The 22,931-nt window shown below is 69.8% G+C and carries 18 protein-coding genes; 13 read left to right on the forward strand and 5 right to left on the reverse strand.

Annotation, left to right across the window (positions count from 1 at the left end):
• The 5 genes from K7C20_RS24065 (at position 1) to K7C20_RS24085 (ending at position 6,283) form a co-directional block, all read left to right on the forward strand.
• Positions 1-1,740: an APC family permease gene (locus K7C20_RS24065; RefSeq protein ID WP_245171093.1), complete on the forward strand. Its 1,740-nt coding sequence runs from the start codon at positions 1-3 to the stop codon at positions 1,738-1,740.
• 230 nt (positions 1,741-1,970) lie between these two features.
• Positions 1,971-2,150: an SPOR domain-containing protein gene (locus tag K7C20_RS24070; protein WP_030085734.1), complete on the forward strand. Its 180-nt coding sequence runs from the start codon at positions 1,971-1,973 to the stop codon at positions 2,148-2,150.
• Between the two features lie 51 nt (positions 2,151-2,201).
• Positions 2,202-2,624: a (deoxy)nucleoside triphosphate pyrophosphohydrolase gene (locus tag K7C20_RS24075; protein ID WP_030085736.1), complete on the forward strand. Its 423-nt coding sequence runs from the start codon at positions 2,202-2,204 to the stop codon at positions 2,622-2,624.
• 359 nt (positions 2,625-2,983) lie between these two features.
• Positions 2,984-3,445 carry an ATP-binding protein gene (locus K7C20_RS24080; protein WP_030085743.1) on the forward strand — a complete coding sequence of 154 codons (462 nt, stop codon included), beginning with the start codon at positions 2,984-2,986 and terminating at the stop codon, positions 3,443-3,445.
• Between the two features lie 171 nt (positions 3,446-3,616).
• Positions 3,617-6,283, forward strand: a complete 2,667-nt coding sequence (locus K7C20_RS24085; protein WP_245171098.1) for a SpoIIE family protein phosphatase — start codon at positions 3,617-3,619, stop codon at positions 6,281-6,283.
• A 97-nt stretch (positions 6,284-6,380) separates the two neighbouring features.
• Here K7C20_RS24085 and K7C20_RS24090 read toward each other — a convergent pair whose 3' ends face one another.
• From K7C20_RS24090 to K7C20_RS24105, 4 genes are all read right to left on the reverse strand, one after another.
• The gene (locus K7C20_RS24090; RefSeq protein WP_030085749.1) at positions 6,381-7,178 is read right to left on the reverse strand and encodes a succinate dehydrogenase/fumarate reductase iron-sulfur subunit; all 798 of its coding nucleotides are present in this window, start codon (positions 7,176-7,178) and stop codon (positions 6,381-6,383) included.
• Positions 7,175-9,115 carry a fumarate reductase/succinate dehydrogenase flavoprotein subunit gene (locus tag K7C20_RS24095; RefSeq protein WP_053209120.1) on the reverse strand — a complete coding sequence of 647 codons (1,941 nt, stop codon included), beginning with the start codon at positions 9,113-9,115 and terminating at the stop codon, positions 7,175-7,177. Before K7C20_RS24095 ends, K7C20_RS24090 begins: the two co-directional genes overlap by 4 nt.
• A 34-nt stretch (positions 9,116-9,149) precedes the next feature.
• A complete protein-coding gene (locus tag K7C20_RS24100; RefSeq protein WP_053209121.1) occupies positions 9,150-9,977 on the reverse strand; it encodes a hypothetical protein in 828 nt (275 codons plus the stop codon).
• A gap of 137 nt (positions 9,978-10,114) precedes the next feature.
• Entirely contained in the window at positions 10,115-10,414 is a 300-nt protein-coding gene (locus K7C20_RS24105; RefSeq protein WP_030085757.1) for a hypothetical protein, read from the reverse strand.
• Positions 10,415-10,820: 406 nt separating this feature from the next.
• On the opposite strand from K7C20_RS24105, the gene K7C20_RS24110 reads away from it, so the two are divergent.
• From K7C20_RS24110 to K7C20_RS24145, 8 genes are all read left to right on the forward strand, one after another.
• Positions 10,821-13,226 carry an ABC transporter family substrate-binding protein gene (locus K7C20_RS24110; protein ID WP_053209122.1) on the forward strand — a complete coding sequence of 802 codons (2,406 nt, stop codon included), beginning with the start codon at positions 10,821-10,823 and terminating at the stop codon, positions 13,224-13,226.
• A gap of 184 nt (positions 13,227-13,410) precedes the next feature.
• Complete coding sequence (typA, locus tag K7C20_RS24115; protein WP_030085762.1) at positions 13,411-15,282, forward strand: translational GTPase TypA; 1,872 nt, start codon at positions 13,411-13,413, stop codon at positions 15,280-15,282.
• Between the two features lie 157 nt (positions 15,283-15,439).
• Complete coding sequence (locus K7C20_RS24120; protein ID WP_030085764.1) at positions 15,440-15,772, forward strand: antibiotic biosynthesis monooxygenase family protein; 333 nt, start codon at positions 15,440-15,442, stop codon at positions 15,770-15,772.
• A gap of 246 nt (positions 15,773-16,018) precedes the next feature.
• The gene (locus K7C20_RS24125) at positions 16,019-17,638 is read left to right on the forward strand and encodes a peptide ABC transporter substrate-binding protein (RefSeq protein WP_030085766.1); all 1,620 of its coding nucleotides are present in this window, start codon (positions 16,019-16,021) and stop codon (positions 17,636-17,638) included.
• A gap of 27 nt (positions 17,639-17,665) precedes the next feature.
• Positions 17,666-18,589: an ABC transporter permease gene (locus K7C20_RS24130; protein WP_030085768.1), complete on the forward strand. Its 924-nt coding sequence runs from the start codon at positions 17,666-17,668 to the stop codon at positions 18,587-18,589.
• Positions 18,582-19,574, forward strand: a complete 993-nt coding sequence (locus K7C20_RS24135; protein ID WP_030085770.1) for an ABC transporter permease — start codon at positions 18,582-18,584, stop codon at positions 19,572-19,574. Before K7C20_RS24130 ends, K7C20_RS24135 begins: the two co-directional genes overlap by 8 nt.
• An 11-nt stretch (positions 19,575-19,585) precedes the next feature.
• A complete protein-coding gene (locus tag K7C20_RS24140; protein ID WP_209443896.1) occupies positions 19,586-20,626 on the forward strand; it encodes an ABC transporter ATP-binding protein in 1,041 nt (346 codons plus the stop codon).
• Positions 20,613-21,692, forward strand: coding sequence for an ABC transporter ATP-binding protein (locus K7C20_RS24145; RefSeq protein WP_053209123.1), 1,080 nt, complete (start codon positions 20,613-20,615; stop codon positions 21,690-21,692). Before K7C20_RS24140 ends, K7C20_RS24145 begins: the two co-directional genes overlap by 14 nt.
• A gap of 99 nt (positions 21,693-21,791) precedes the next feature.
• Here K7C20_RS24145 and K7C20_RS24150 read toward each other — a convergent pair whose 3' ends face one another.
• Positions 21,792-22,931, reverse strand: coding sequence for an ABC transporter ATP-binding protein (locus tag K7C20_RS24150; protein ID WP_030085775.1), 1,140 nt, complete (start codon positions 22,929-22,931; stop codon positions 21,792-21,794).

The following is a 22,931-nucleotide window of genomic DNA, read 5'->3' on the forward strand; positions in this document are numbered from 1 at the left end:
ATGGCGAAGTTTGTGCACGGCACGGGGGAAGACCAGGAGACCAAGCACGTGAGCACGACGAAGACCCCGAGCGCGGAGCAGGGCTCGCACTCGAATTACCGTCGGTCCCTCGGGACCATCGCCCTGACCGCCACGGGTCTCGGGTCCATCATCGGCTCCGGCTGGCTCTTCGGGGCCGAACGCGCCGCTGCCATCGCCGGCCCGGCCGCGATCCTCGCCTGGATCATCGGTGCGCTCGTCGCTCTCACGATCGCGCTCACCTACACCGAGCTCGGATCGATGTTCCCGAAGGCCGGCGGCATGGTCCGCTACGGCCAGTACTCGCACGGCTCGCTCGCCGGTTACCTCGCGGCCTGGGCGAACTGGATCGCGATCGTCTCGGTCATCCCGGGTGAGGCCACCGCCTCCGTCCAGTACATGAGCTCCTGGGACTTCGGCTGGACGCATGCGCTCTACGACGGCAAGGAGCTGACCGGCACCGGCGTCGGGCTCGCCAGCGTCCTGTTGATCTTCTACTTCTTCCTCAACTGGTTCGCGATCTCGCTGTTCGCGAAGACCAACACCGCGATCACGGTCTTCAAGGTCGTCGTCCCGGTGCTGACCGCGAGCGCGCTGATGTTCGCGCACTTCGACACCAGCAACATCGTCCACCACGGCGGCTTCACGCCGAACGGCTGGAGCTCGGTCTTCACCGCCGTCGCCGTCTCCGGCATCGTCTGGGCCTACAACGGCTTCCAGTCCCCGCTGAACATGGCCGGTGAGGCCCGTAACCCCGGCAAGTCGCTCCCGAAGGCCGTCGTCTGGTCGATCGTGATCGCGCTGGTCATCTATGTCGCGCTTCAGGTCGCGTTCCTGATGGCGGTGCCGGGCGACAAGCTCGCCGCCGGCGGCGGCTGGGCCGGTCTCGGCTTCAACTCGCCGCTCGCCGACCTCGCGGTGGCCTGGGGCCTGAACTGGCTGGCGCTGCTGCTGTACGCGGACGCCTTTGTCTCGCCGTCCGGTACGGGCATGATCTACGCGGCCACCACCTCGCGCATGATCCACGGCGTGCAGGAGAACGGCCATCTGCCCGGCATCTTCGGCAAGGTGGACAAGAAGACCGGTGTGCCGCGTCCGGCGCTGCTGCTCAACCTCGCGATCGCCTTCCTGTTCCTCGCGGTCTTCCGCGGCTGGGGCTCGCTCGCCGAGATCGTCTCGGTCGCCACGGTCATCTCGTACATCACCGGCCCGGTCGCGGTGATGTCGCTGCGCCGGCTGTCCCCGGACCTCAAGCGCCCGGTCAAGCTGCGGGCGATGCCGCTCATCGCGCCGATCGCGATGATCTTCGGCTCGCTGGTCCTGTACTGGGGCCGCTGGCCGCTCACCGGCAAGGTCATCCTGATCATGGCCGTCGGACTGCCGGTCTGGGCCTGGTACGAGATCGGCAAGCCGCTGACCCAGGGCCGCAAGCCGTGGGCCGAGCTGCGTCCGCACCTCAAGGCCGGTGCCTGGATGGTGGCGTATCTGCTGGTCATGGCCGCCGTCTCGTACATGGGCGGCAAGGACTTCGGCGGCAAGGGCTATCTGCCGGAGGGCTGGGACATCCTCGTGGTCGCGGTGATCGGCCTCGCCTTCTACTACTGGGGTGTGCGCAGCTCCTGGCGTAACCCGACGCTGCTCCAGGCCGAGGCCGAGCTCCAGGCGGCGGACGAGAACGACGCCGCGGAGACCGAAGAGGCCAAGGCGCCCGTCGGGGCCTGAGCCCCCACCGCTCCACACGTTGCCCGAGCGTCTCTCGGGCCCACCGGCCACTCGCAGGCCGCGTCCGGTACGCCGGGGGCCCGCGGGTGGCCGGTTCGGTACCTCTTTGTGTAAATCCATATCCGCTGAGTGAAGGTCGGGCGTAGGGTCGGGCATATGCGGATTGCGATTTCGGCATCAGCAGACCAGGGGCGTGCGACGGCGCGCTACGCGGCGGACGGAGGGGCGCAATGACCGAGGGTGGAGCGGTGCTCCCCTGGCTCGTCATCCGCCAGGACGAAGGTGGCAACCGGTATCGCGTGGGCCGCTATGCCACCCGGGCGGAGGCGGAGCGGGTGGCCACTCGGCTCGAAACGCGGGGCCACCAGCAGCTTTATGTGGTCGAAAAGGCCGATCGGGCGACGACCTGAGGGACGGCGGGCGGGAAGCGGGACGAGGGCGGGGGACGTAGGCTGCCGCGCATGACGACCGTGCGCGTAGTGGTGGGCGGAGCGGTGTGCGAGCGCGGGCGGCTACTGGCCGCCCGGCGCAGCGCACCGCCCGCGCTGGCCGGCCGCTGGGAGCTGCCCGGCGGCAAGGTGGAGGACGGCGAGAGGCCCGAGCAGGCGCTGGAACGAGAGCTGCGCGAGGAGCTGGGTGTCGAGGCGGCCGCCCTGGAGCGGATTCCGGGCGAGTGGGTGCTGCGGCCCGGCTATGTCCTCCAGGTGTGGACGGCCCGGCTGGTGTCCGGGGTGCCGCGGCCCCTCCAGGACCATGACGAGCTGCGCTGGCTGCTGCCCGGCGAGGAGTCCCAGGTCGACTGGCTGGACCAGGACCGCCCGGCGGTCGCCGAGGCGATGCGCCGGCTGGCGACGACGGCCGGGGCGCCGAGCGTGCGGCCGTAGCCGCCGCACCTGCCCGTATGGCGTCCGCGCCGGTCCGTATGGCGTCCGCTCCTGCCCGTACGGCGTCCGAACCTGCCCCCGGGCCGCTCGCGCCGGCCCCTACGCGGTCCACGCAGGCCCCTACGCGGCCCGCACCGGCTGCCGGGGCCGCCATCGCGCGCCCCGTGCCCCCTGCCCGTACGGACGACTTCAGCGCACCTGCCTGCCCGCCGTCTTGGCTGCCTCGCCCCGGCGCGCCGATATGTTTCATTTGTGCCACAGTGCACCGTTGCAGGCGGTACTGCGGCAGGGATACCGGGTATGTCCAGATTGACCCCTTCGACGCAGGCAAGGCGACGGGGATGCCATCGGGCTGGGATGTGATCGGCGTGAGCGACAGCGCAGCGGCAGGGGTCCCGGAGCCGGACTCCGGGAACGTCCGCAGGCGCGGCAAGGCCTCCGGTGCACCCACGGCCGAATGGAGCTTTCCGGCCGACCCCGGGGCGGTGCGCACCGCCCGCACGGCCGTCCGGCGGGTACTGAACGACTGGGGGCTGAACGGCGCCGCCGATATGGCCGTACTACTCGTGAGCGAGCTCGTCACCAACTCCCTGCGTCACGCCAGCGGGCCGATCGGAGTCCGTATGGTGCTGCTGAACACCGACGGGCTGCTCGTCGAGGTATCCGATCCGCTGCCCGATCCGCCCCAGGAACGCGACGCCGCTCCCGACGACGAGGGAGGCCGTGGATTGCAGCTGGTCGCATGCAGTTCGCGGCGCTGGGGGACCCGTCGCGGAAAGAGTGGCAAGACAGTGTGGTTCGAGCTCTCGGTGGCTGGTTAGGAGAGAGGTGGGGTACTGATCGTTGCCAATTCATCGACATTCTGTAGATGGGCTGCGATCGAGACTGTGCTGTGATCGTGAAGACCGTGTTCCGGATAGCCGAGGTGCTGGATACTCAGGCGGGTCCGGTCCGGGCACGATGAGCTGGAGGGGACGGGGCTCGTGAGCGAGATGTCATCTGGCGGGGCAGAACCCGCACAGGCCGATGGTCAGGGCGGTGCGGACGGCCCCGGTGAACCAGGTGGTCTTCCGCGCGCGCGCGAGCTGCAAGGCCCGCCCATATGGCAGAGCAGCCGGCCCGGGTCGATCTATGACTACATCCGCGTGGCCTCCTTCTCGCTCGGGCCCGACGGGCGGATCGACCAGTGGAGCGAGCGGGCGGAGCACATGCTCGGCATCCCCGCCCGTTACGCCCTCGGCAAGGACCCCGTCGAGGCCTTCGTCCCGCGTGAGTTGCGGGCGACCAGTCGCCGTAAGGTGTCCGAGATCCTCGACGGCCGGGAGTGGACCGGCCTGGTGCCCTACCGCAGGGAAGAGGGCGGGGACGCCGACGGGCTCGCCGAGATCTATGTGATGCCCTCGCGCGACGAGAACGGTGAGCGGGCCGCGGTCTGTCTCGTCGTCGATGTCCGGGCGCTGCGCGGCATCGAGACCGACCTCGCCGCCTCGCAGGCCGTTTTCGGTCAATCTCCCATGGGTTTCACCCTGTTCGGCACGGATCTGCGGCTGCTGCGGGTCAACGAACGGTTCGCCACGGTCTTCGGCGGCCCGGCGAGCAAGTACCGCGGCTGCGGTCCGCAGGACTTCCTGCCGCGCTCCGAGGCCGAGCGGATGACGGCCGCGCTGCGCCGCGTCCTGGAGACCGGAGAGCCGGTCACCGAAATGCAGTTGGTCGGCATGGCGCCCGGCGAGGAGGACCGCCGCCGCTGGTCGGTGTCGCTCTACCGGCTGCACGGCGCCAGCGGCCGCCCGATCGGTGTCGCGGCGCTCGCCGCGGATGTGACCGGCCGTCGGCGGGCGGAGCGCGAGGCCGCCAGCGCCCGCCGTAACCTCGCCCTGCTCAACGAAGCCGGCGCCCGGATAGGCAACTCCCTCGATCTGGAGACCACCGCCCGCACTCTTCTGGACGTCGCCGTACCGCAGTTCTGCGATCTGGCCTCGGTGGACCTCTACCAGGGCCTGCTGTCGGGCGACGAGGCCCCGCCCGGTATGAGCGACGGCAGCGCGGAGCTGCGCCGGGTCGCCTTCGCCAGCGCAGTGTCGGACGCCCCGCTCCCCACCGCCCCCGGTGCCCCCGGCGACGCACCCGGCCCGGTCGCGGTCGGCGCCGTCCACCGCTACCCCTTCAACTCCCCCTGCGCGGGCGCCCTGCGGACCGCCCACGCCCAGATCATCCCGGGCCGGGAGAGCGACGACGGGCCGGAGCTGGGCGCGGTGGTGCACTCCACCCTCGCCGTCCCGATGGTCGCCAGGGACACCGTCGTCGGACTGGTGCAGTTCTCCCGTACGAAGGGCAGCGAGCCGTTCGGGGAGCGTGACACCGCGCTCGCCGTCGAGCTGGCCGCGCGCGCCGCGGTCTGTATCGACAACGCCCGCCTCTACCGCCGTGAGCACGAACGCGCACTCATATTGCAGCGCAGCCTGCTGCCGCCCGGCGACCCCGAGGCCGCCGGTCTGGACATCGCCTGCCGCTACCTGCCCGGCACCACCGCCACCGAGGTCGGCGGCGACTGGTTCGATGTCATCGAACTCCCGGGCCACCGTACGGCGCTGGTCGTCGGCGATGTCATGGGACGCGGGCTGCGCGCCGCCGTGGCGATGGGAGAACTGCGCACCGCGGTACGGACCTTGGCGCTGCTGGACCTGGAGCCGGCCGAGGTGCTCTCGGCGCTCGACGAGATCGCCCGTGGGCTCGGCGGCGACGGCGAGGGCCGGTCGTCCAGCGCGCGCTCCGCCCGCAGCCGGTCCGAGGGTCCGGGGGAGCCGCGGCGCTCCGCCCGGACCGCCGACCTCTCCGAGGTCTACCTCGCCACCTGCGTCTACGCCGTCTACGACCCGGTCACCCGGCGCTGTACGTTCGCCAACGCCGGGCATCTGCCGCCGGTGCTGGTCGAGGACGGTGAGGACGCGCTGCTGCTCGACGTCCCGCCGGGGATGCCGCTGGGCGTCGGCGGCGAACCGTTCGAGGAGATCGAGGTCGAGCTGCCGGACGGTGCGCTGCTGGCGCTCTACACCGACGGCCTGGTGGAGTCCCGCCACCATCCGCTGGAGGAGGGGCTTCAGGCCTTCCGGACGGCCCTCTCGGGCGCCGACCGTCCGCTGGAGGACGCCTGCGACCAGGTCCTGAGCGCCATGGACACCTCGCACGGCGAGGACGACATCGCGCTGCTGATGGCGCGGGTGCACGGGCTGCCCAAGGACGCGGTGGGCGACTGGAGTCTGGCGCCGGAGGCCCGTTCGGTGGCCCGCGCCCGCGAACTCGCCCGTGACCAGCTGACGGACTGGGGCCTCCAGGACCTGGTCGACACCACGGAGCTGCTGGTCAGCGAGCTGGTGACCAATGCGCTACGGCACGGCCACGGCGAGATCCGGCTGCGGCTGCTGCTGGACCGCACCCTGGTCTGCGAGGTCTGGGACGCCGATCTCGCCCAGCCCCGCCGCCGCCGTGCCCGGGACACCGACGAGGGCGGCCGCGGGCTCCAGCTGGTCGGTCTGCTGAGCCAGGGCTGGGGCAGCCGCCGTACCCCGCGCGGCAAGACCGTGTGGTTCGAACTCGCCCTGCGAGACGGGGAGTCGGCGGCGGTGGACCCGGCGGAAGCGCTGCTGAGCCTGTTCTAGCGTTGCTGGGGCCGTTCTTGCTGAGCCTGTTCTGCTGAGCCCGTTCTGCGGACGCGGGCGGGGCCCGGGGCGCACCCCGGGCCCCGCCCGCCACCGTTCATTCGCCGCGACGCCGGATCTTGTTCCCGAGCCACACCAGCGGGTCGTACTTACGGTCCGCGGCGCGCTCCTTCAGCGGGATCAGCGCATTGTCGGTGATCTTGATGTTTTCGGGGCAGACCTCGGTGCAGCACTTGGTGATGTTGCAGTACCCCAGCCCGTGTTCGTCCTGCGCGGTGCGCTTGCGGTCGATACCGGACGCCGGGGCCGCGTCCAGCGGATGCATATCGAGCTCGGCCACCCGCATCAGGAAGCGCGGACCGGCGAAGGCGGCCTTGTTCTCCTCGTGGTCACGGACGACATGGCAGGTGTCCTGGCACAGGAAGCACTCGATGCACTTACGGAACTCCTGCGACCGGCCCACATCCTCCTGCTGCATGCGGTACTCACCGGGGGCCAGCTCCGGGGGCGGCACGAACGACGGGATCTCGCGGGCCTTGGCGTAGTTGAAGGACACATCGGTGACCAGGTCGCGGATGACCGGGAAAGCCCGCATCGGCGTGACCGTGATCGTCTCCGTACGGTCGAAGACCGACATCCGGGTCATGCACATCAGCCGCGGCCGCCCGTTGATCTCCGCACTGCACGAGCCGCACTTGCCCGCCTTGCAGTTCCATCGGACGGCGAGATCGGGGGCCTGGGTCGCCTGGAGGCGGTGGATGATGTCCAGCACCACTTCGCCGTCGTGCACCTCGACCTTGAAGTCCTCCAGGTCCCCGGAGGCGGTGTCACCACGCCACACCCTGAAGTGCGCCTGGTAGACGCCGGACTGCTGCTCTTCCTGCGACACGCTCACCGGCTCAGCTCCTCGTCGGTCAGATACTTCGCCAGCTCGTCCTTCTCGAAAAGTTCCAGGAGGTCGCGGCGGATCGGCGGGGTCTCGCGGCGGGAGAGCCGGATCTGGCCCAGCGCCGCTTCGGCGGCCCGCGCATCGCCCTGCGGGCCGGCGAGTTCACAGACCAGATTGATGTTGCGCCAGGTGCGGTCCATCGCCGGATGGTCGTCGCGGGTGTGCCCGCCCCGGCTCTCCTCGCGCTCCAGCGCCGCCCGCGCCACACACTCGCTGACCAGCAGCATGTTCCGCAGATCGATGGCCAGATGCCAGCCCGGGTTGTACTGCCGGTGCCCCTCGACGCCGGCCCGGCGGGCCCGTACCCGCAGATCGGCCAGCCGTTTCAGGGCCTCGAACATCTCGCTCTCCTTGCGGATGATGCCGACCAGGTCGTTCATCGCCTGCTGGAGCTCTTGGTGCAGGGTGTACGGGTTCTCCGCCGGGCCCGGCTCGCGGCCGGTGTCCGCCTCGACCTCGGCGCTGAAGGGGCGCAGCGCCTCCGCCTCCGCCGCGTCGATCTGGAGCGGGTCGGGGACCGGCCGTTCGGCCAGCGACGCGGCGTACTCGGCCGCGTGCTGCCCCGCCCGGCGGCCGAAGACCAGCAGGTCGGACAGCGAGTTGCCGCCGAGCCGGTTGGAACCGTGCATCCCGCCGGCCACCTCACCTGCCGCGAACAGGCCCGGTACGCCGGTCGCCGCCGCGGTGTCCGGCTCCACGTCCACGCCGCCCATCACGTAGTGACAGGTCGGGCCGACCTCCATCGGCTCGGCGGTGATGTCCACATCCGCCAGTTCCTTGAACTGGTGGTGCATCGACGGCAGCCGGCGTTTGATCACCTCGGCCGGCATCCGGGTGGAGACATCCAGATAGACGCCGCCGTGCGGGGAGCCGCGGCCCGCCTTGACCTCGGCGTTGATGGCGCGTGCGACCTCGTCGCGGGGCAGCAGTTCGGGCGGGCGGCGGTTGTTGTCCGGGTCCTCGTACCAGCGGTCGCCCTCGTCCTCGGTCTGGGCGTACTTCTCCTTGAAGACGTCCGGGATGTAGTCGAACATGAAGCGCTTGCCCTCGCTGTTGCGCAGCACCCCGCCGTCACCGCGGACGGACTCGGTCACGAGGATGCCCTTCACCGACGGCGGCCAGACCATGCCGGTGGGGTGGAACTGCACGAACTCCATGTTGATCAGCGGCGCCCCGGCCAGCAGCGCCAGCGCATGCCCGTCGCCGGTGTACTCCCAGGAGTTCGAGGTCACCTTGAAGGACTTGCCGATGCCGCCGGTGGCCAGCACCACCGCCGGGGCCTCCAGGACGAAGAAGCGGCCGGACTCCCGCTCGTAGCAGAAGGCGCCGGAGACCTTTTCCTCCGTCTTGAGCACCCGGGTGACCGTGCACTCCTGGAAGACCTTCAGCCGGGCGTCGTACGCGCCGAACTCCCGCTCGTCCTCCTGCTGCAACGAGACGATCTTCTGCTGGAGGGTGCGGATCAGCTCCAGGCCCGTACGGTCGCCGACGTGCGCGAGGCGCGGATACTCGTGGCCGCCGAAGTTGCGCTGGGAGATCCGGCCGTCCGCGGTGCGGTCGAAGAGCGCGCCCCAGGTCTCCAGCTCCCACACCCGGTCCGGGGCCTCACGGGCGTGCAGCTCGGCCATCCGCCACTGGTTGAGGAACTTCCCGCCGCGCATGGTGTCCCGGAAGTGCACCTGCCAGTTGTCGTGCTCGTTCGCGTTGCCCATGCTGGCGGCGATGCCGCCCTCGGCCATCACCGTATGGGCCTTGCCGAACAGGGACTTGCAGATCACGGCCGTCCGCATGCCGGCTTCGCGGGCCTCGATGGCGGCACGCAGTCCGGCGCCGCCGGCGCCCACCACGACCACGTCCCATGCCTGCCGGTCCACATGCGCCATCAGAGGGCACACCTTTCCTTAGGAGATGCTGTCGTCAGAAGAAACGCGGGTCCGAGATGGCCCCGCTGGCCAGTAGGAAGACATAGAAGTCCGCGACGGCCACGCTGATCAGCGAGGACCACGCGAGCAGCATGTGCCGCTCGTTGAGCTTGCCGACCCAGCCCCACATCCGGTAGCGGACCGGATGCTTGGAGAAGTGCCGCAGCCGGCCGCCGATGATGTGCCGGCAGGAGTGGCAGGAGAGGGTGTACGCCCAGATCAGCACGATGTTGGCGAGGAAGACCAGGGTGCCCAGGCCCATATGGCCCCAGGCGTAGTTCTCGTCGCGGAAGGTGAGCGCCGTGTCGTAGGTCAGCACGCCCGCCACCAGCACCGCGAAGTAGAAGAAGTAGCGGTGGATGTTCTGAAGGATCAGCGGGAAGCGGGTCTCACCGGTGTACTTCTTGTGCGGCTCGGCGACCGCGCAGGCCGGCGGCGAGGCCCAGAAGCCGCGGTAGTAGGCCTTGCGGTAGTAGTAGCAGGTCAGCCGGAAGCCCAGCGGGAAGATCAGGATGAGCAGCGCGGGGGACAGGGCCCACCAGCTGCCGAAGAGCTCCCAGTTGGGGCCGCCGCGCATGGTGCGGCAGTTCTCCGCCAGACAGGGCGAGTAGAACGGCGACACATAGGGCGCGGCGTAGTAGTCGGCGTTCGCGAACGCCCGCCAGGTCGAGTAGACGATGAACGCGAACAGCCCGGCTGCGGTGCCGGCCGGTGCCAGCCACCAGCGGTCGGTGCGCAGATGACGGGCGGGGATGGCGGCACGCGAGGCGGTGTGCACACCGGTCGCGGGCGCTGGTGAGGAGGGTTCGGTGCCAGTGGCCAACGTCGGTCTCCGTGAAGGGCGCTCCGGCCGGAATGCTTCCGCCGGGGCGGCAACGGGGTAGGGGTCTGAGTGGGGCGAGGCCACTCCTTAAGGGGCCTCCACCAGGGGTAGCCCCCCAGGGCGACCAGGGGTTGTCCCTAGGGCGCGTGGCCGTTCCTGGAGCCGAGCCCCTCGTCCTGGGCGTCGGTCCACAGCGCCGAGTTGTAGGGGGCGTCGGGGATCGGCACCATCTCGTCCACGACGGCGCTCTTACGGCGGGGCGGGCCGGCCGCCACGCTCTGCTTCAACAGCGCGAGGCTCTCGCGCAGATGGTCCGCGTCAGTGCGGACCCGCCGGATGTCCAGACCGGCGTCGAGCTGCGTCTCCAGCCTTCCCACCGACCGGACCAGGCCGTCCAGGCTGCGTTCAACCGCCGTCAATTCGTCCTGAAGGGACATAACGTGCCCTCACTTTTGAAGGTGTGGTGGGCGATCTCATGCGCCCGAGAGTGTCGCGCGTCACAGTAGGGGTTGGGAAGGGGTCGGGCGCGATTACGACTCGAACCGGTGCGTTTCGGCAACCATGCGCCTCGGCGTAGTTCGAACGCCGATACGGGAAGAGCCGGTCCGCGGGGTCGCCCGCACCGCTGCGCAGCGCCGTTTCCGCCCACTCCAGGGGCCTGTTGTTGGGCCGGGCGGGTGGCCTTGGCGCCGTGGCCGACGTGTCGGGCGGCCGGCCCGGACGCGGTCGCTTTCAGTAGGGGGGCCATAGATGTGATGAGCCGCAAAGTCGGCCGAACGTGGTGCGCCGGTCAGGCCCCAGGCGGCGCGCGGCGCGGCGCGGGCGAGCCCGGAGGTAACCGTCATGACCGACCACGACCACCCCTCAGGCCGCCGCACGGCGTGCCGCGGACGCCGCTGTGCCGCGCTCATCGCGGCGGGGGTGCTGCTCCCGCTGCCGGCCCTGACCGGATGCAGCGACGACACCCGGGACACGTCCGTCGCGACGTCCCAGGACATCGCGCCCGCACCCCGTGGCGAGCTGAAGAACGGCGGCACCCTGCGCTGGGCCGTCGACGCGATGCCCGGCACCATGAACGCCTTCCAGTCCGACGCCGACACGACCACCACGCGGATCACCGGCGCGGTGCTGCCCAGCATGTTCACCATCGACGCGAGCGGCCGGCCGCAGCGCAACGCCGACTACCTGGACGCCGCGGACATCAGCACCCGCGACCCCAAGCAGGTCGTCACCTACAAGATCAATCCCAAGGCGCGGTGGAGCAACGGAACGGCCATCACCGCTGCCGACTTCATCGCCCAGTGGACCGCGCTGCGCGGTAAGGACAACGCCTTCTGGACCGCCCGCAACGCCGGCTACGACCGGATCGCGAAGGTCGAACAGGGTGCGGGCGCCCACGAGGTCAAGGTCACCTTCGCCCGGCCCTATGCCGACTGGCGGTCCCTGTTCACCCCGCTCTACCCCAGGAGCGTGATGGGCAGCGCCGACGCCTTCAACGACGGCGCGCGCGAGCAGCTCAAGGTCGGTGCCGGTCCGTTCCTGGTCCAGAAGCGGGACGCCGAGGCGGGCCAGGTCGTCCTCGTACGCAACCCGAAGTGGTGGGGCGAGCCCGCCAAGCTCAAGAAGATCGTGCTGGAGTCACTGCCCGGGGACAAGCGGGCCGCGGCGCTCGCCAACGGGAGCGTCGATGTCGCCGCGGTCGACCAGGTCGCCGCGAAGCGGGTCGCCTCCGCCCGCCGCGCCGCATCCCACGGCCCCAAGAAGGCCGGCGACGGCAATGCGGCCCCGCAGGGCGACAAGAACCGGGCCGGTGCCCGGTCGGACGCCAAGACCGTCGCCGCGGAGAACGCCGCACTGCGCGGCTACACCATCCGCAAGGCGCTCGAGCCCGCCTACACCCAGCTCGCCCTCAACGGCAGCAGCGGGCCGCTGGCCGACGACCGAGTGCGCCGCGCGGTGGCCCGCGCCATCGACCGCCAGGTGCTCGCGGACACCGTCCTCAAGCCGCTCGACCTGCCGTCCCGCCCGCTCGGCAGCCATCTGCTGATGGCCGAGCAGTACGGCTACCAGGACCACAGCGATGCGCTCGGCGGCCAGGACACCGGTGCGGCCAAGGCGCTGCTCGCGGATGCCGGCTGGAAGAGCGACGGCGCCGACCGTCAGCAGGCCGGCGAGAGAGCGGGCGCACCGGCACCGGACGCGGGACGTGCCGACGGGGACGAGGACGGCTTCGACCCGTCGGACGACCGGTACGGGGACGAGCCCGCCGACGACCGGTCGGACGGCGGATACGACGCCGGTGCCGACGACCGCAACCCGGCCCGCTCCGGCCACGCCGCCCCGCCCGCCAAGGGCGACCGGGAAGGCGTCCGGCCCGCCGCGGCCGAGGCCCCGCTGTCCTTCACGGGCGCGGTGGGCTCCGAGGTCCAGCAGTCCGCCCTGCTGCGGCAGAGCGCCTCGTTCTACAAGGAGGCGGCCGCCGGTGAGAAGGAGGACGCGGACGGTGACACCGAGTCCGCGGCGTACGCCAAGTACAAGCGGTACAAGAGGCGCGCGGCACAGGCGCTCGGCGCCGCCGAAATGATCGAGACCGGACAGGCCCCGCATCTGCCGGGGTCCGGCGGCCACCCGGGCGCCCTGCACGCGGCCGCCGAGCGGCGCGCCGACGCGGCGGCCGCACCGCAGCCGGCCGGTCACAAGGAGGCCAGGATCGCCGCCGTCAGGAAGAACGGCAGGCCGCTCACCCTGCGCTTCGTGCTCCCCGACGGGGCCGGCTCGGAGCAGCTGCGCACCGTCGGGCGGCAGATCGCCACGATGCTCGGCAAGATCGGCATCCAGACCTCCCTCCAGCGGGTCTCCGACGCCAGCTACTTCCAGGACCACATCGCCTCCGGCGACTTCGACCTGGCGCTGTACTCCTGGCCCGGCACCGCCTACCCGGCGACCGACGCCCGGCCGATCTACGCCAAGCCGCAGCCCGCGCCCGACGGCTCGCTGACCGTCGAGCAGAACTACACCCGGGTCGGCACCGACCACATCGACCAGCTCTTCGACCAGGCCGCCTCCGAGCTGGACGAGGGCGCCGCGCGCACGCTGATGGCGCAGACCGACGCCCGGATCTGGGCGGCCGCCGGATCGATTCCGCTCTACCAGCGGCCCGAGCTGGTGGCCACGAAGAAGACGCTCGCCAACGTCGGCGCCTTCGGCTTCGGCACGCCCCGCTTCCAGGACATCGGCTACCAGAAGTAGGGGCCGCATCTCCCCGGATAAAAGGTAAGAAATCGCAGGTCAGGTGGTGTGCGTACGGGCTGCGGCGGCCAATGCTGCCGCAGCCCCGTACGATGGGGTGAGGCCGTGGCTTCGTTATGCCCGGCAGGCGCGCGTACCGGATGGACGTGCCGCCACCCACGATTCCGGGAGAAGCGCCGCCAGTATGCCCACGCGCCACGACATTCGTAACGTAGCCATCGTCGCCCACGTCGACCATGGGAAGACGACCCTCGTCGACGCCATGCTCAAGCAGGCCGGCGCCTTCGCCGAACACGCCGCCGAGAAGCTCGACGACCGGATGATGGACTCCAACGACCTGGAGCGTGAGAAGGGCATCACGATCCTCGCCAAGAACACGGCGGTGAAGTATCACCCCAAGGACGGCGGGGACCCGATCACGATCAACATCATCGACACCCCCGGCCACGCCGACTTCGGTGGCGAGGTCGAGCGCGGTCTGTCGATGGTGGACGCGGTCGTCCTTCTGGTCGACGCCTCCGAGGGCCCGCTCCCGCAGACCCGCTTCGTGCTCCGCAAGGCCCTCTCGGCCCGGATGCCGGTCATCCTGTGCATCAACAAGACCGACCGCCCCGACTCCCGGATCGACGAGGTCGTCAACGAGACCTACGACCTCTTCCTGGACCTGGACGCGGACGAGGACCAGATCGAGTTCCCGATCGTCTACGCCTGCGCCCGTGACGGCGTCGCCTCGCTGACCAAGCCGGAGGACGGCACCGTCCCCGCCGACAGCGAGAACCTCCAGCCGTTCTTCACCACGCTGCTGGAGCACGCCCCGGCGCCGGAGTACGACGAGGAGGCCCCGCTCCAGGCCCACGTCACCAACCTCGACGCGGACAACTTCCTCGGCCGCATCGCGCTGCTCCGAGTCGAGCAGGGCGAGCTGAAGAAGGGCCAGACCGTCGCGTGGATCAAGCGTGACGGCACCATGTCCAACGTCCGCATCACCGAGCTGATGATGACCGAGGCGCTCACCCGCAAGCCCGCCGAGAAGGCCGGCCCGGGCGACATCTGCGCCGTCGCCGGTATCCCCGACATCATGATCGGCGAGACGCTGGCCGACCCGGAGAACCCGATCGCGCTGCCGCTGATCACGGTCGACGAGCCGGCCATCTCGATGACCATCGGCACGAACACCTCGCCGCTGGTCGGCAAGGGCGGCAAGGGCCACAAGGTCACCGCCCGCCAGGTCAAGGACCGTCTGGACCGCGAGCTGATCGGTAACGTCTCGCTGCGCGTGCTGGACACCGAGCGTCCCGACGCCTGGGAGGTCCAGGGCCGTGGCGAGCTGGCGCTGGCGATCCTGGTCGAGACCATGCGCCGGGAGGGCTTCGAGCTCACCGTCGGCAAGCCCGAGGTCGTCACCAAGGAGATCGACGGCAAGCTGCACGAGCCGATCGAGCGCCTGACGATCGACTCCCCCGAGGAGCACCTCGGCGCGATCACGCAGCTGATGGCGACCCGCAAGGGCCGTATGGAGACCATGACCAACCACGGTTCCGGCTGGATCCGTATGGAGTGGATCGTGCCGTCGCGCGGCCTGATCGGCTTCCGTACGGAGTTCCTGACCCAGACCCGCGGTACGGGCATCGCGCACTCCCTGTTCGAGGGCCACGAGCCGTGGTTCGGCGAGCTGCGCACCCGCCACAACGGTTCGCTGGTCGCGGACCGCGCCGGTTCGGTCACGCCGTTCGCGATGATCAACCTCCAGGAGCGCGGCGTGATCTTCACGGAGCCGGGCACCGAGGTGTACGAGGGCATGATCATCGGTGAGAACTCGCGCTCCGACGACATGGACGTGAACATCACCAAGGAGAAGAAGCTCACCAACATGCGTGCGGCTTCGGCGGACACCACCGAGAACGTGGTCCCGCCGCGCAAGCTCTCCCTGGAGCAGTCGCTGGAGTTCTGCCGCGACGACGAGTGCATCGAGGTCACCCCGGAGACGGTCCGTATCCGCAAGGTCGTCCTGGACCAGAAGGAGCGCGGCCGCACCGCGTCGCGCGCCAAGCGGTAACGCCGGCTGCGGTCCGGCCGTCCGGGCCCGTCCGGGCCGGGATGATGGCCTGAAGTGATGGGGCGCCCCTCCGTGTGAGGGGCGCCCCTTTGCTGTGCCGGCGCAGCACAGGGGCCCTTCGCGGCCTGTTGTCAGTGGTCGGCGGGAGACTGGCGGTATGGCAATGACGACGAAGATCGAGACCGGGCGCGAGATCGCCACACTCATCAATGTGTTCACCGTGCTGCCGGAGCGGCAGGCGGAGCTGGTGGCGCTGCTGAGCCGGGCCACCGAGGAGACGATGAAGGACCGGCCGGGATTCATCTCGGCGAACATCCACGCGAGTGCGGACGGCGAACGGGTCGTCAACTATGCCCAGTGGGAGAGCGAGGCGCACTTCCGGGCGATGCTGGCCGATCCGACGGCGCAGGAGCACATGACGCAGGCCGCCGCGTTGGCGGAGGGATTCGATCCCCGGCTGTATGCGGTGGAGTCCGTACACCACATATAGGGAGCCCCCCCCGGTCCGGGCGGCCCCGTTCGGCCGCCCCTGCCGGGGGGCGTCCGAACGGGCCTGCGCTCGCCCCCGCTCGCCCCCCTGCTCGGGCATCCGAGGGGTTTCTCAGGTTTTCGGAGCAGTGGCGGTCGCCGCCGGAGTGCGGTACGTCCCGCTTTGCGATCTTATGTGGCGCAGGGCCTGCCTGCCCCTGATCCGCCGGACAGGCCTCAGGCATGCTCCCGGACCTGAGGAGGCGTCATGCGCAGAGCCACGCGCGCGAAGTGGGGCGTCTGCGCCGTCGGCGTCGCTCTCGTGGCCACGGCATGCGGGGGCGGAGCGGGGGCCGGCCGTTCCGGGGTGGTCAGCTCCTCGTGGGGCGATCCGCAGAATCCGCTGGAGCCGGCGAACACCAATGAGGTCCAGGGCGGCAAGGTTCTGGAGATGCTGTTCCGGGGGCTCAAGCGCTACGACCCGAAGACGGGCGCGGCGGAGAATGTGATTGCGGACCGGATCGAGACGTCGGATTCGCAGAATTTCACGGTGACGCTGAAGACCGGCTGGACCTTCAGTAATGGCGAGAAGGTCACCGCCAAGTCTTTTGTGGATGCCTGGAATTATGGGGCGCTGCTGAGCAACAAGCAGAAGAACGCGGCGTTCTTCCAGTACATCGATGGTTTTGCGCAGGTGCACCCGGACGGCGGGAGCCCTCGGGCCAAGACGCTGTCGGGGCTGGTGGTCAAGGACGACAGGACCTTCACCGTCAAGCTCAACCAGAAGTTCTCCAGCTGGCCGGACACGCTGGGCTACTCGGCCTTCATGCCATTGCCGCAGGCGTTCTTCCGGGATCACGATGCCTGGATCCAAAAGCCCGTGGGGAACGGGCCGTATCTCGTGGATTCCTACGAGAAGGGGTCCGTGCTGCGGATGCGGAAGTGGGGGAAGTATCCGGGTGACGATCCGGCACGGAACGGCGGCATCGATCTGCGGGTCTATACGGACAACAACACCGCTTATACCGATCTCCAGGCCGGCAACCTCGATCTGGTCGACGACATTCCGGCCGCGCAGCTCAAGCATGTGAAGTCGGATCTCGTGGGCCGCTATATCAATCAGCCGGCCGGGATCATTCAGACCCTTACCTTCCCCATGTACGACAAGAGGTGGAACCGTCCGGGCGCGGAGAAGGTGCGGCGCGGTATCTCGATGGCGATCGACCGGGACCAGATCACCCGGGAGATCTTCCAGCGGACCCGGACGCCCGCCACGGACTGGACCTCGCCGGTGCTGGGGGCGGACGGGGGGTACAAGCCGGGGCTGTGCGGCGATGCCTGTGTGTTCGACGCGGCCAGGGCCAAGCAGCTGGTCAAGGAGGGCGGCGGGATTCCCGGCGGCAGGATGACCCTCACGTACAACGCCGACACGGGGTCCCACAAGGACTGGATCGACGCCACCTGCAACAGCATCAACAAGTCCCTGGGCGACGACAACGCCTGCGTCGGGAACCCGGTCGGGACCTTCGCCGACTTCCGTAACAAGATCACGGCCAAGCGGATGCCCGGGCCGTTCCGGGCCGGCTGGCAGATGGACTATCCGCTGATCCAGAACTTCCTTCAGCCGCTCTATTACACCAACGCCTCGTCCAACGACGGCAAGTTCAGCAACCGCCCTTTCGACAAGCTGGTGAACGAGGCGAATGCGGCAACGGACACCGGTCAGGCCGTCGCGAAGTTCCAGGACGCGGAGAAGATCCTCGCCCAGCAGATGCCGGCCATTCCGCTGTGGTACCAGAACGGCAGCGGCGGCTATTCGGACCGGATCAGCCATGTGTCGCTGAATCCGTTCAGCGTTCCGGTCTACAACGAAATCAAGGTCAACTGACAGCGGTGCGAGGGAGGTTGGCGCTTCATGGGACGCTATGTGATCCGGCGGCTGCTCCAGATGATCCCGGTGTTCATCGGCAGTACGTTCCTGATCTTCTTCATGGTCTATGCGCTGGGCGACCCCGTGGCCGCGATGTTCGGCGACCGGGCGCCCGACCCCGCCACCGCCGCGCAGATCCGCCGCGACCTCTACCTCGATGAGCCGCTGTGGAAGCAGTATCTGCATTACATGGGGCAGATCTTCCAGGGGAATTTCGGTACCGCGTTCAACGGCCAGTCGGTCACCGAGCTGATGGCCAGTGCCTTTCCCGTCACGCTACGGCTGACGATCGTCGCCATTGTGATCGAGATGGTGGTGGGCATCGTGCTGGGCGTGTTCAGCGGGCTGCGGCGCGGCCGGGACATCGACACCACGGTGCTGGTCCTCAGCCTCGTCGTGGTGTCCATCCCGACGTTCGTCAGCGGCTATCTGCTCCAGTTCGTGTTCGGGGTGCAGTGGGGCTGGGCCGCGCCCTCCGTCGCCCCGGAGGCGCCCCTGAACGAACTCCTGCTGCCGGGGCTGGTGCTGGCGCTGGTCTCGCTCGCCTATGTGACCCGGCTGACCCGGACCTCGATCGCGGAGAACGCCCGAGCCGACTACGTCCGTACGGCCCTCGCCAAGGGCCTGCCCCGGCACCGCGTCATCACCCGCCATCTGCTGCGCAATTCGCTGATCCCGGTCGTCACCTTCATCGGTACGGACATCGGGGCCCTGATGGGCGGCGCGATCGTCACCGAGCGCATCTTCAACATCCATGGCGTCGGCTTCCAGCTCTACCAGGGCATCCTGCGGCAGAACTCGCCGACCGTCGTGGGATTCGTGACCATCCTGGTGCTGGTCTTCCTCCTGGCGAACCTCCTCGTCGACCTGCTGTACGCCGTACTCGACCCGAGGATCCGTTATGCCTGAGTCCTACGTCCCGAAGGAAGCCATCGGCCATGGCGACGGCGGCTCCGCCGCACTGGCCATCGGGGAGGCGGAGTCGCTGGAGCGGCGGCCCGGTGCGGCCCCGCCGGGCGGCGGCCCACCCGGCGGGGAGCTGTTCGGCAAGCCCCGCAGCCTGTGGAGCGACGCCTGGCACGATCTGTACCGCAACCCCGTCTTCGTGGTCTCCGCGCTGGTCATCGTCTTCCTGGTGATCATCGCGATCTGGCCGCAGCTGATCGCCACCGGCAACCCCTACCGCGCGGACCTCGCCAAGGCGCAGCAGGGCTCCCAGCCCGGCCACCCCTTCGGCTTCGACACCCAGGGCCGCGACGTCTACACCCGCGTGGTCTACGGGGCCCGTGCCTCCATCACCGTGGGGGTCTGCGCCACGACCGGCGCGGCGCTGCTCGGCAGCCTGCTGGGCGGGCTGGCCGGCTTCTTCGGGGGCTGGTGGGACACCTCGCTCTCCCGGCTCGCCGACATCTTCTTCGGCATCCCGGTGATCCTCGGCGGCCTGGTCTTCCTCTCCGTCGTCACCAGCACCACGGTCTGGCCGGTGGTCGGCTTCATCGTGCTGCTCGGCTGGCCGCAGATCTCCCGTATCGCCCGCGGCTCCGTCGTCACCGCCAAGCAGAACGACTACGTCCAGGCCGCACGGGCGCTGGGCGCCGGCAACGGGCGGATGCTGCTGCGGCACATCGCACCGAACGCGATCGCGCCGGTCATCGTCGTCGCCACCATCGCGCTCGGTACGTACATCGCGCTGGAGGCGACGCTCTCCTATCTGGGCGCGGGCCTGAAGCCGCCCACCGTCTCCTGGGGCATCGACATCTCCACGGCCTCCACGTACATCCGCAGCGCACCGCACATGCTGCTGTGGCCCGCGGGTGCGCTGAGCATCACGGTGCTGGCGTTCATCATGCTCGGCGACGCGGTGCGCGACGCCCTCGACCCCAAGTTGCGCTGAGGAGCCGGACCATGACGAACGAGGACGCGGCCGGAAAGCCCGCGGGCGGCGCCACGGCGCTCGCGGACACGGCCCTGCTGGACGTGCGCGATCTGCGGGTCGAGTTCCGCACCCGGGACGGTGTGGCGAAGGCCGTCAACGGCGTCAGCTACCGCGTGGCGCCGGGCCAGACGCTGGCGGTGCTCGGGGAGTCGGGCTCCGGCAAGTCCGTCACCGCACAGGCCGTGATGGGCATCCTCGACTCCCCGCCGGGGTTCGTCACCGGCGGCGAGATCCTCTTCCAGGGGCGCGATCTGCTCACCCTGCGCAAGGACGAACGGCGCCGGGTCCGTGGCGCGAAGATGGCGATGATCTTCCAGGACGCGCTGTCCTCGCTGAACCCGGTCCTCACCGTCGGGGCACAGCTCGGGGAGATGTTCCAGGTCCACGAGGGGATGTCCCGTAAGGGGGCCCGTGGCAAGGCCGTGGAGCTGATGGAGCGGGTCGGCATTCCCGCGGCCAGGGAGCGGGTGAGCGACTACCCGCACCAGTTCTCCGGCGGCATGCGCCAGCGCATCATGATCGCGATGGCGCTCTCCCTCGGCCCCGACCTGATCATCGCGGACGAGCCGACCACGGCCCTGGACGTCACCGTCCAGGCGCAGGTGATGGATCTGCTGGCGGAGCTCCAGCGCGAACTCACCATGGGCCTGATTCTGATCACCCATGACCTCGGGGTGGTCGCGGATGTCGCCGACACCATCGCGGTGATGTACGCGGGCCGGATCGTCGAGACCGCCCCCGTCCACCAGCTCTACAAGGCGCCCGCCCACCCGTACACCCGCGGCCTGCTGGACTCCATCCCGCGGCTGGACCAGAAGGGCCAGCGGCTGTACGCGATCAAGGGCCTGCCGCCCAATCTGACCGCCATTCCACCGGGCTGCCCCTTCCACCCGCGCTGCCCGCTGGCCCAGGACATCTGCCGCACCGACCTTCCGCCGCTCTACGAGGCCGGACCCGGCAGGGCCAGCGCCTGCCACTTCTGGAAGGAGACCCTCGATGGCGCACGGTGACAGCGGCCCCCCGGCGGCCGGCGCGGCGTCGGCCGGCACGGCGGAACCGATCCTGGAGGTCCGCGACCTGGTCAAGCACTTCCCGCTCACCCGGGGTGTGCTCCTCAGGAAGCAGGTCGGCGCCGTCCAGGCCGTCGACGGGGTCTCCTTCGACCTCCACCAAGGGGAAACGCTCGGCATCGTCGGCGAATCGGGCTGCGGCAAGTCCACGGTCGCCAAGCTGCTGGTCGGCCTCGAACGCCCGACGGCGGGCCGGATCCGCTACCGGGGCGAGGACATCAGCACGCTCTCCGGCCGGGCGCTGAGGGCCGTACGGCGCAACATCCAGATGGTGTTCCAGGACCCCTACACCTCCCTGAACCCCCGGATGACCGTCGGCGACATCATCGGCGAGCCGTACGAGATCCACCCCGAGGTGGCCCCCAAGGGCGACCGCCGCAGAAAGGTCAGGGAACTCCTGGACGTGGTCGGGCTCAACCCCGAGTACATCAACCGCTATCCGCACCAGTTCTCCGGCGGACAGCGCCAGCGCATCGGCATCGCCCGCGGCCTCGCCCTGCGCCCGGAGATCATCGTCGCCGATGAGCCGGTCTCCGCCCTGGACGTCTCCGTCCAGGCCCAAGTGGTCAACCTCCTGGAGCAGTTGCAGCACGAGTTCGACCTGTCGTACGTCTTCATCGCCCACGATCTGTCCGTCGTACGGCATATCTCCGACCGCGTCGCGGTGATGTACCTGGGCCGGCTCGCCGAGATCGGTACCGAGGACCAGATCTACGAGCACCCCACCCATCCGTACACCCAGGCCCTGCTGTCCGCCGTGCCCGTCCCCGACCCGGACGCCCGCACCCAACGGGACCGCATCCTGCTGGCGGGCGATGTCCCCTCGCCCGCCCACCCGCCGTCCGGGTGCCGCTTCCGTACGCGGTGCTGGAAGGCTCAGCAGCTGTGCGCGGATGTCGTGCCGCCGCTGGAAGTGCCCGCGGAGTTCCGGGAGCAGGCGGGACCGGCCGGGCACGCCTCGGCCTGTCACTTCGCGGAGGAGCGGCAGGTCGTGGCGAGGGAGTAGCCGTACGGCGGCAGCCCGTCGCGGCCCCCGGAGGAGCACATGCCGGAGCCCGCCTCCCGTAGGGGAAGCGGGCTCCGGCTTCGAGCAGCGGCGCCGTCGCTAATCGGTCTTGCCGACCTCGCCGGCCGGCTCGATGTCCTCCATCGCCGCCAGCGCCGGGTCGAGGATGATGTCCTCGTCGCGGGCTGCGGTCGTCGGCTCCTCGGGGAAGTGACAGGCCGTGAGGTGGCCGGTCTTGTTCCCGGTGATCTGGACGAGCGGCGGCTCCTCGGTCGCGCACTTGTCCTGCGCCTTCCAGCACCGCGTACGGAACCGGCAGCCGGAGGGCGGATTGATGGGGGAGGGGACGTCACCGGCGAGGCGGATGCGCTCGCGGTCCTCCTCGTCGCTCTCCACCAGCTTGGCCTCCGGCACCGCCGAGAGCAGCGCGTGGGTGTACGGGTGGCGCGGCCGGTGGTAGATCTCGTCGCGGGTACCCACCTCGACGATCTTGCCGAGGTACATCACCGCGACGCGCTCGCTGAAGTGCCGCACGATCGCCAGGTCGTGGGCGATGAACAGGAACGCGATGCCCAGCTCGCGCTGGAGCTTCTGGAGCAGGTTGACGACCTGCGCCTGGATGGAGACATCGAGCGCGGAGACCGGCTCGTCGGCGACGATCAGCTTCGGCTCCAGGGCGAGCGCCCGGGCCACGCCGATGCGCTGCCGCTGGCCGCCGGAGAACTCGTGCGGGAAACGGTTGTAGTGCTCCGGGTTGAGACCCACGGTCTCCAGGAGCTCACGGATCCGCTTCTCCCGGCCGCCGGGCGGGTTGATCCCGTTGATCTCCATCGGGCCGCCGATGATGGTGCCGACCGTCTGCCGCGGGTTCAGCGAGGCATACGGGTCCTGGAAGATCATCTGGATCTCGGACCGGATCGGCGCCAGTTCCTTGCGGTCGGCGTGGGTGATGTCCCGGCCCGCGTACGTGATCTTGCCGGAGGTCGGCTCCATGAGCCGGGTGAGCAGCCGTCCGGTGGTGGACTTGCCGCAGCCCGACTCGCCGACCAGGCCGAAGCTTTCGCCGGCGTGCACGGTCAGGTCCACGCCGTCGACCGCCTGGACCGCGCCGACCTTCCGCTTGAACGGGAAGCCGCCGTAGATCGGGAAGTGCTTGGTGAGGCCCTCGGCGGTGAGCAGCGGCTCGCCCGGGGAGGGCGCGGCGTCGCGAGGCGCCGGGAGGGTGACGTTGTCTGCCAT

It is taken from the genome of Streptomyces decoyicus, from assembly GCF_019880305.1.
GTDB lineage: Bacteria > Actinomycetota > Actinomycetes > Streptomycetales > Streptomycetaceae > Streptomyces > Streptomyces decoyicus.